This window comes from Hydrogenophaga sp. L310 (assembly GCF_055703065.1).
Map to the genome: position 1 here is coordinate 211,457 of NZ_JBVPZA010000008.1, position 8,865 is coordinate 220,321.

Sequence of the window (8,865 nt, forward strand, 5' to 3'; positions counted from 1 at the left end):
CAGTGATGCTCGGATTCGAAAGCCGCGTCGCGACCCGCTTCCTGCGCGAAGGGCGCATGCAGACGATGCTGATCATCATCGGCGTGGCCGCGGGCGTGGCTGTCGTCGCCTACATCTCGGCGCTGATCACCGGGCTGCAGCGCAACACGATCGAGAAGACCCTGGGCGCCCAGGCGCACCTGGCGCTGAGCCCGCTCGACGACGTGGTGCTGGCCGCGCGTGCACCGGCCAGCGCCGGTACCGCCGAACTGGTGCAGACGCAGCCGCGCGCGCAGCGGCCGCGCTCCATTGGCAACTGGCAGCTGCTGGTTCCCCTGCTCGAAGCCATGCCGGAGGTGGCGGCGGTTTCGCCGATGGTCTCGGCCGCCGGCCTGGCGACGCGCGGCGAGGCGTCCAAGGCGATCGCGCTGATGGGCGTGGACCTCGACCGCTACGACCGGATCGTCAGCCTGCGCTCCAAGGTCGTCGACGGAACGGCACGGCTGGAGCCCGGCGAGGGCATCATCGGCCGCGAGCTCGCCGACGACCTGGGTGTGCGCGTCGGCGACCGTGTCGGCATCGTCACCGGCGGCGTCAGCGACTCGCTGCGCGTCACGGCACTGGTGGACCTGGGTGTGCGCGAACTGAACCGGCGCACGGTGATCGTGCCGCTGCGCACGGCGCAGAGCCTGGTCGGCCTGCCCGGCGGCGCGACCGGACTGGACCTGACGCTGGTCGACATCTGGTCGGCGCAGACGCTGGCGGACGACCTCGCCGCGCGCTGGCCTTACAAGGCCGAGAGCTGGCAACAGGCCAACGCGCAACTCGTGTCCGCGCTGAATGCGCAGTCGGTGAGCACGGCGGTGATCCGCGGCGTGGTGATGGTCGTCGTGGTGCTGGGCATCGCCAGTGTGCTGGTGGTGTCGGTCGTGCAGAAGCGGCGCGAGATCGGCATCCTGCGCGCGATGGGCGCCACCCAGGGCCAGGTGCTGCGCATCTTCCTGCTGCAGGGCGTGATCGTTGGTGCGCTGGGCTCGGCGCTGGGTGTGCTGCTCGCGGTGCTGCTGATCTGGGCCTTCACGCACTTCGTGCTCGGCTCCGATGGTCTGCCGCTCTTCAACATCACGCTGGAGCCGGCGCTGGCGCTGCGCGTGGCCGCCACCGCCACGGCGTGCGGCGTGCTCGCGGCGGTGGCGCCGGCCCGGCGCGCCGCCAGGCTCGACCCGGCGGAGGCGATCCGCCTATGAGCGCATCCGCCTTGGCGGCGCCGCCCGCCGTGCTGCTTGAGCTCGACGGCGTCCGCAAGAGTTACAACGTCGGCTTGCCGAACGAGGCCGAGGTGCTGCATGGTCTGTCGTTTCGCATCGGCCGCGGCGAGTTCTCGGCCCTGATCGGCCCGTCAGGCTCGGGCAAGAGCACGCTCCTGAACATCGTGGGCCTGCTCGAGCACATGACGGCCGGCAGCTACCGCATCGATGGCGAAGAGGTGAGCGACCTTGACGACGCCGCGCTCACGCTGCGCAGGCGCTCCACGCTGGGCTTCATCTTCCAGTTCCACCACCTGCTGCCCGCCTTCAGCGCGCTGGAGAACGTGACTTTGCCCGCCCTGATGCGCGAGGGCCGCATCACCCCGGCCCAGCGCGAACGGGCGCGTGCCGTGCTGGCCGCCGTCGGTCTGGGCGATGCGATGGGCAAGCGCCCGGGCGAGTTGTCCGGCGGCATGCAGCAGCGCGTGGCGATCGCGCGTGCACTGGTGCTCGAACCCCCGCTGGTGCTGGCCGACGAGCCCACCGGCAACCTGGACACGGTCTCGGCCGAAGAAGTCTTCGCATTGATGCGGCAGATGCATGCCGAGCTGAAGACGTCCTTTCTGGTGGTGACGCACGACCCGCGACTGGCCGCCCGCTGCGACCGCGTGCTCGAACTGGTGGACGGACGGTTTGTGCATGACGGCGCAGCAGCTGGTCCGGCGGGGTAGGGGCGCGCGCAGCAGCGCGCGGGCTCGAGGTCACGATTTCCGCCGCAGCGGGGAATGATGCGGCCCCAGGCCTCGGCGTAGCGGCGGAAGGCGTCGCGCTGGAAGGGGTCGGTCTGGTAGCGGATGAAGCAGGTGATGGGGGTGTTGGCCATGGGGTCGTGCACGGGTGTGGAACAGGTGTCCACTGTGCGGCCGGCCGGCCCCCGCATGCTTCGGTCTGCGCCGAAGTGTGCGGGGTGCTCAGCCCATGTCCCGGTACCCGTTACCTCAGCGCAGCACCCCAGCGAAAAACGCCGACAGTTCGTCAAACCCGTCCAGTGGCAACACATTCGCGATGTACTGGTCCGGACGCACGACGATCAGGCAACCGCGTTCGCGGTCAATCCCCCGCATGTCATAGATGTCGCCCGCGCCTTTGTGGTCGACGCAGAAGATCTTCTCGTGGTCCTGCAGGCCGAGCCGGCCGGTCCGGGGCTTGAGCAGTGAGGGCATGTGCTCGTAGGCGAGCTGGTGAAAGGTCTGCTGGAACACGGCGCGCACGTCGATCACCGCGTCGATGTCTTCGCCCGGGCGGGTGTGTTTCACCACCGGGGACTTCGGGTCGGTCTCCAGCCAGTCCGCGAGTTTGTGGATCGCCGAGCCCGGGTTGGAGTTGTCGGCCTTGCCCGCGAAGGCGTAGATGCGCCAGCGCGCGTCGGCTTCGGCGGCGTGGCCGAGCTGCATCTGTTTGGCGTCGGACAGGCGCACCACGGGAGCGGAGTGGAAGCGGCGGCCGATCTCTTCGCCTTGGGCGAGCGCCTGGTGCGTCGGCGGCGCGAACAGGGTGGAGGTGTCGTACTTCACCGCGGTGCCGCCAGTGAATTCGAGGTTGGCCTTGAACTGGCGGATGATGCGCGGCTCCTCGGTGCCGTCGCGCTCGGCCTGGGTGGTGGGCGCCGACATGATGCGTGACCACTCGTGGTCGGTCTCGACCAGGCGCTTGGCTTCGGTCAGGCGTTCTTTGGAGTAGCTGCGCAGCAGGCTGGCGTCGGCGCGGCCCTGCAGCACGTGCACCAGCTTCCAGCCCAGGTTGAAGGTGTCCTGCATCGAGACGTTCATGCCCTGCCCGGCCTTGGGCGAGTGGGTGTGGCAGGCGTCGCCGGCGGTGAACACGCGGGGGCAACGGTCCGAGCCTTCGGGCACGTCGTCGAACTTGTCGGTGAGGCTGTGGCCGATGTCGTAGATCGACCACCAGACCACTTCCTTCACGTCGATCGAGTAGGGTTGGATGATGCGGTTGGCCGCCGCGATCATGTCGTCCTGCGTGAACTTGCGGCTCGCGGCTTTCTCGCCGTCCTTGAGCTTGTCGAGCTCCACGTACATGCGGAACACGTAGCCACCCTCGCGCGGCAGGATCAGCACGTTGCCTTCGCTGGCCGACGAGATCAGGCACTTCTGGCGCACGTCGGGAAAGTCGGTGTTGGCCAGGATGTCCATCACGCCCCAGGCCTGGTGCGCGGCGTCGCCGTGCAGTTCGCCGCCGATGGCTTTGCGCACGGCGGAGTGGGCGCCGTCGCAGCCGACCACGTAGTTCGCCCGCACCGTGCGCGTGGCCCACCAGTTCACACCGCTGGCGTCCTTGAGCGTCACCGTCACCGGGTGGTCGTCGGTGGTCGGGTCCACCGTCAGGCTCACGATCTCCCAGCTGTAGTCGGGCGCCAGGCGCGAGGGCGAATTCGCCATCACTTCGAGGAACAGCTCGTGCAGCCGCGCCTGGTTGATCAGGATGTGCGGCATTTCCGAGCTGTCGTCGGCCACGTCCTGCACCCGGCAGACGCGCTTGATGTGCTGCGGGTTGACGGGGTCGGGCATCCAGAAGTTGGTCTGGTTCACCCAGTAGGTTTCGCGCTTGACCTTGTCGGCGAAACCGAAGGCCTGGAACATTTCCATGGTGCGCGTGTTGATGCCGTCGGCCTTGCCCTTGATGATGTTGGTGGGCATGCGCTCGACGATCATCGTCTCGATATCCGGGAACTGCGCGAGCTGGGCGGCGAGGCACAGGCCGGCCGGGCCGGTGCCGGCGATCAGCACGTCGACCTTTTCCGGGAGGGGTTCGTTGACGCCCCGGTTGCGGCGGTTGGGCGCGGCCTGCTTGACGTCGGGGTTGCCGCCGCGGAAGCCATCTTTGTAGAACTGCATGGGTTGTCTCCTGGGTTGAATCGCACCGTGAACGCTGGGTGTGTGGGTAAATGATATCTATGCTTACTATTATTTGTCAAGACGGTACGTATACTTATCAAAACGGCATCGCTGAGGCACGCCGGTGTGCACATGAACCTTGATATGGAGCGCGTGGATGGACTCACTCGACATGGCCGGGCATCTGATCCGCCGCTTGCACCAGCAGTCCACCCTGGTCTTCGTGCAGCGCACGCAGGCCGCGGGTTTTGATCTGACGCCGGTGCAGTTTGCGGCGCTCGACGCGATCCACAACCAGCCTGGCACGGACCAGGCGCGGGTGGCCGAAATGATCGCCTACGACCGCGCCACCATCGGCGGCGTCATCGAGCGCCTGGAACAGAAGGGCTGGGTGCGTCGCGTCGTCAGCGAGCGTGACCGCCGGGCGCGCGAACTGTCGCTGACCCCCGAAGGGCAACGCATCTTCAAGGCGCTGGTCCCGGTCGTGCGGAACCTGCAGGATCACATCCTGCCGTCGCTGGGTGACGCCGACCGCGCGCGTTTTCTCAAGCTGGCCCGGCAGGCCGTGGGGCAGTAGCCGTACCGGATCGGCCGCGACCGCCCTTTGCCCGCCGGGTGCGGTCGATGCTAGGCGGTTTTCAGGCGTGGCGCTTCGTCGGTGACGCGCACCATCGTGATCGCGTCGAACGGGCACTTCAGCACGCACTTCGCGCAACCGGTGCAGCCCGCCGCGTCGTGCAGCGTGCTCTTTTTCTGCCAGTTCGGGGCCGTCTCCAGCGAGAGCACATGCGGCGGGCACACGCCCACGCACCAGCCGCAGCCGGTGCAGCGCGTCGGGTTGATGACAGGCAGGGCCTTGCGTTCGGTCGCCATGCCGTTATTGTGTGTGCACCATGCAAGACGACATCCCCACCCTGCGCCGCATCCTCGCGCGCGACCGCACCATCGCCGTGGTCGGCCTCTCGGCCGAATGGCACCGCCCCAGCCACTTCGCCGCCAAATACCTGCAGGAGCACGGTTACCGCATCGTGCCGGTGAACCCGCGCTACCCCGAGATCCTCGGTGAAAAGAGCTATGCGCGGCTGGAAGACATTCCTTTCCCGGTCGATATGGTCGACGTGTTCCGCAAGGCCGAAGAAATCCCGGCCGTGGCACGCAGCGCCGTCGCCATCGGCGCCAAAACCTTGTGGCAACAACTCGGTCTGATGAGCGAAGAAGCCGACCGCATCGCCACCGAAGCGGGCATGGACTCGATCTGGGACCGCTGCGTCAAGATCGAACACGCGCGCCTGTTCGGCGGGCTCAACTGGGCCGGGGTGAACACCCAGGTCATCTCGGCCCACCGGCCGAAGCAGGGCTGACACCATGGCCGACCGCAGCTTCCAGCCCGAAACCCTGGCCATCCACGCCGGCCAGATTCCCGACGCCGCCACCGGCGCGCGCGCCCTGCCGATCTACCAGACGACCAGCTTCGTCTTCGACAGCGCCGAACACGCGGCCAGCCTGTTCAACCTGCAGACCTTCGGCAACGTCTACTCGCGCCTCTCCAACCCCACCGTCGCCGCGCTCGAAGAGCGTGTGGCGGCGCTGGAGGGCGGGCGCGCCGCCGTGGCCACCGCCAGCGGCATGGCGGCCGAAGCGCTGGCGCTCACCACGCTGCTGCAGGCCGGCGACCACGTCGTCGCGGCCGGTGCGTTGTATGGCGGCAGCGTCACCATGCTCGCGGTGAATCTCAAGAAGTTCGGCATCGACACCAGTTTCGTCGACGCCACCAGCCCCGACGCTTTCGCCGCCGCCATCCGCCCCAACACGCGCGCCGTGTTCGCCGAGACGCTGGGCAACCCCAGCATGGTGGTGCTCGACATCGCGGCCGTGGCCGACGTGGCGCACGCGCACGGCCTGCCGCTGATCGTGGACAACACGGTGCCCAGCCCCTTCCTCTGCAACCCGCTGAAACACGGCGCCGACATCGTCGTGCACAGCGCCACCAAATACCTCGCCGGCCACGGCACCACGCTCGGCGGCGTGGTGGTCGAGAGTGGCAAGTTCCCGTGGGACAACGGCAAGTTCCCCGGCATGACCGAGCCCAGCCCCGGCTACCACGGCGTGAAGTTCTACGAAACCTTTGGCGATTTCGGCTTCACCATGCGCTGCCGCATGGAAGGCCTGCGCGTCTTCGGCGCCGCACTCTCGCCCACCAGCGCCTGGCAGATCCTGCAGGGCGTGGAGACGCTGCCGCTGCGCATGGAGCGCCACTGCAGCAACGCGCTCGCCGTGGCGCAGTACCTGAAGGACGACCCGCGCGTGGGCTGGGTCAACTACCCCGGCTTGCCTGACCACCCGCAGCACGACCTCATGAAAAAGCAGATGCGCGGCGCCTCGGGCCTGCTCGCGTTCGGCGTGAGAGGTGGGCTCGAACAAGGCGTGAAGTTCATCGAAAGCGCGCAGTTCATGAGCCACCTCGTCAACATCGGCGACACGCGCACCCTCATCAGCCACCCCGCCAGCACCACCCACCGCCAGCTCGACGCGGCCCAGCAGCTCGCGGCCGGCGTGCCGCCCGACATGGTGCGCATCTCCGTCGGGCTGGAGCACATCGACGACATCCTGTGGGACATCGACCAGGCGCTGGAGCGGGCCGTGGCCTGACCGGCAAAAACAGCAGACGAAAAAAAACCGGCCCAAAGGCCGGTTTTCTGAACTGATGCGCGAGCGCTCAGTAGCCGCCGCGTCCACCGCGGTCACCACCGCCGTAGCCGCCGGTGCTCGGCTCTTTCGGGCGCGAGATGTTCACCACGATCGAGCGGCCGTCAACCGACATGCCGTTGAGGCTCTGGATCGCGGCATCGGCCTGTTCGCTGGTGGACATTTCCACAAAGCCGAAGCCCTTGGAACGACCGGTGTCGCGGTCCATCATGACCTTGGCCGACGTCACGCCACCAAACTCGGTGAAGTTGTTGCGCAGGATGGCGTCGTCGATGGAATAGGGCAGGTTGCCCACGTAAAGTTTCGTGCTCATGTCAGAGCCTTTCAGAGAAATTGCGCCACAGCCAGGCCGAGCCCGACAGCGCATGAAAAATGCAGCGTCCGATGGATACCGCAGGAACGGTTGTTTGCGAAGATGCACACGGCCTGAACCGAAGCGAATCTGCGCCAAGCTGAATAGGGGAGCGTGGTGTCTGCAGCTCAACAGAACATCAAGACCGAATGGCGTCGGAGCTGACCGGGGCTCGGGATGCCGCCGGCTGGGCCGCGTGGGTTGGCGGATGCCACCGAACTCGGCTCAAGTTGGTATTATATTTAATTTGAAATATAAATGCAAATTTATATTGCGACCAGTTAGAAAGTAGCACCCATGCCCGAAACCCGCTTCCACATCCCCGACCTGCTCACGCAGGAAGACGCCGACGCCGTCATGTTCGAGCTGCATGACCTTGCCCTCGTTTGGTGTAGCTCTTAGCCCGACGATTACGCGGCCTTTTTGCGCTGTGCCTCGTACCAGCGTTGCTCGAACTGCATCGGGCTGAGGTAGCCCAGCGAGGAATGAAGCCGGCGGTGATTGTAGAAAGCCATCCAGTCCATCACAGCCTGTTTGGCCTGCTCTCGCGTGGCGAACTTGTGCCCATGCACGCTGGCCGTTTTCAGGCGGCCCCAGAAGCTCTCGGTCGGCGCGTTGTCCCAGCAGTTGCCCTTCCTGCTCATCGAGGAACGCATCTTCCAGTCTTTCAAAGCATCCTGGAATTCGCCGCTGCAATACTGGCTGCCCCTGTCGCTGTGGAATATCAGACCAGTCGGCGGGCGCCGCCGCCACCACGCCATGGCCAGCGCGTCCTTGACCAGGCCCGCCTGCATGTGCGGCTGCAGGCTCCAGCCCACCACCTGACGGCTGAACAGGTCGATGACCGCAGCCAGGTACAGCCAGCCCTCGTCGGTGGCGATGTAGGTGATGTCTCCACTCCACAGCTGGTTGGGTGCCTCGGGGGTAAAGCGCCGCTGCACCAGGTCTGGTGCCACCGGCAGACTGTGGCGGCTGTCGGTGGTGACCACAAACTTGCGCTTGGTTCTGGCACGGATACCGTGCTGCTGCATCAACTTGCGCACCCTGTCCTTGCCCACCCGGATGCCCCTGGCCAGCAGTTCCTTGTGCATCCGAGGCCAGCCGTATTCCCCCTTGACCTCGGCGTGGATGGCGCGGATGTGTGCCAGCAGTGCTTCGTCGCTGTGGCGCCCGCCGGGCCTGCCAGCGATGTCCTGTGGGCGGCGCAGCCAGTTGAAGTAGCCGCTGGCGCTGACCTCCAGCACGCCGCAGGAGACGCTCACCGGGTACTGCTGCCTCATTTGGTGAATCCAGGCGTACCTCGCAGCGTGTCCTGCGCGAAGTACGCCGCGGCTTTTTTTGCGATGTCGCGCTCCATCCTCAGGCGCGCAACTTCCGCTCGCAAACGCGCTATCTCCATCTGCTCGGGCGAGACCCCCACGGCCTTGTTATCGCCCCCAGCGCCGCTCAACGCGCCTTTGGCTGCCTGGCGAACCCAATTGCCCAGACTGGCCTTGGGGATCCCCAACACCTTGGCCACCACAGCAATGGCCTGACCGGCGCTCACCTGACGGACCGCCTCCAACTTGAACTCCTGCGTGTACTGCGCACGCACCTGCTTTGCTGCTGTCATTCCTTGACTCCTTGTCGGTATTTTCAACAAGGACTAAGAACTCCACTTTTCAGGGGCAAG

At 66.4% G+C, this 8,865-nt stretch carries 9 protein-coding genes; 5 read left to right on the top strand and 4 right to left on the bottom strand.

Annotation, left to right across the window (positions count from 1 at the left end; genetic code table 11):
* The first annotated feature begins 5 nt into the window (after positions 1–5).
* Entirely contained in the window at positions 6–1,226 is a 1,221-nt protein-coding gene (locus tag AC0GNO_RS15180) for an ABC transporter permease (protein WP_472904547.1), read from the top strand.
* Positions 1,223–1,957, top strand: coding sequence for an ABC transporter ATP-binding protein (locus tag AC0GNO_RS15185; RefSeq protein WP_472904548.1), 735 nt, complete (start codon positions 1,223–1,225; stop codon positions 1,955–1,957). Before AC0GNO_RS15180 ends, AC0GNO_RS15185 begins: the two co-directional genes overlap by 4 nt.
* A 267-nt stretch (positions 1,958–2,224) precedes the next feature.
* On the opposite strand, the gene AC0GNO_RS15190 is transcribed toward AC0GNO_RS15185, so the two are convergent.
* Positions 2,225–4,135: an FAD-dependent monooxygenase gene (locus tag AC0GNO_RS15190; RefSeq protein WP_472904549.1), complete on the bottom strand. Its 1,911-nt coding sequence runs from the start codon at positions 4,133–4,135 to the stop codon at positions 2,225–2,227.
* A gap of 157 nt (positions 4,136–4,292) precedes the next feature.
* On the opposite strand from AC0GNO_RS15190, the gene AC0GNO_RS15195 reads away from it, so the two are divergent.
* Positions 4,293–4,712, top strand: a complete 420-nt coding sequence (locus AC0GNO_RS15195) for a MarR family winged helix-turn-helix transcriptional regulator (RefSeq protein WP_472904550.1) — start codon at positions 4,293–4,295, stop codon at positions 4,710–4,712.
* 50 nt (positions 4,713–4,762) lie between these two features.
* Here the strand turns inward: AC0GNO_RS15195 and AC0GNO_RS15200 are convergent, their stop codons facing one another.
* Positions 4,763–5,008 carry an ATP-binding protein gene (locus tag AC0GNO_RS15200; protein ID WP_472904551.1) on the bottom strand — a complete coding sequence of 82 codons (246 nt, stop codon included), beginning with the start codon at positions 5,006–5,008 and terminating at the stop codon, positions 4,763–4,765.
* A 20-nt stretch (positions 5,009–5,028) separates the two neighbouring features.
* Between AC0GNO_RS15200 and AC0GNO_RS15205 the strand changes: the two genes are divergently transcribed.
* Both AC0GNO_RS15205 and AC0GNO_RS15210 read left to right on the top strand, forming a co-directional pair.
* Positions 5,029–5,496, top strand: coding sequence for a CoA-binding protein (locus tag AC0GNO_RS15205; protein ID WP_472904552.1), 468 nt, complete (start codon positions 5,029–5,031; stop codon positions 5,494–5,496).
* Between the two features lie 4 nt (positions 5,497–5,500).
* Positions 5,501–6,784: an O-acetylhomoserine aminocarboxypropyltransferase/cysteine synthase family protein gene (locus tag AC0GNO_RS15210; RefSeq protein WP_472904553.1), complete on the top strand. Its 1,284-nt coding sequence runs from the start codon at positions 5,501–5,503 to the stop codon at positions 6,782–6,784.
* 67 nt (positions 6,785–6,851) lie between these two features.
* Here the strand turns inward: AC0GNO_RS15210 and AC0GNO_RS15215 are convergent, their stop codons facing one another.
* Both AC0GNO_RS15215 and AC0GNO_RS15220 read right to left on the bottom strand, forming a co-directional pair.
* Complete coding sequence (locus tag AC0GNO_RS15215; RefSeq protein ID WP_472904554.1) at positions 6,852–7,154, bottom strand: RNA recognition motif domain-containing protein; 303 nt, start codon at positions 7,152–7,154, stop codon at positions 6,852–6,854.
* Positions 7,155–7,603: 449 nt separating this feature from the next.
* Positions 7,604–8,805, bottom strand: a protein-coding gene (locus tag AC0GNO_RS15220) for an IS3 family transposase (protein ID WP_472903721.1) whose coding sequence is annotated in 2 segments (ribosomal slippage) — positions 7,604–8,535 and positions 8,535–8,805 — 1,203 coding nt in all. Because the reading frame shifts where the segments join, the coding sequence is not laid out codon by codon here.
* Positions 8,806–8,865 lie beyond the last annotated feature (60 nt).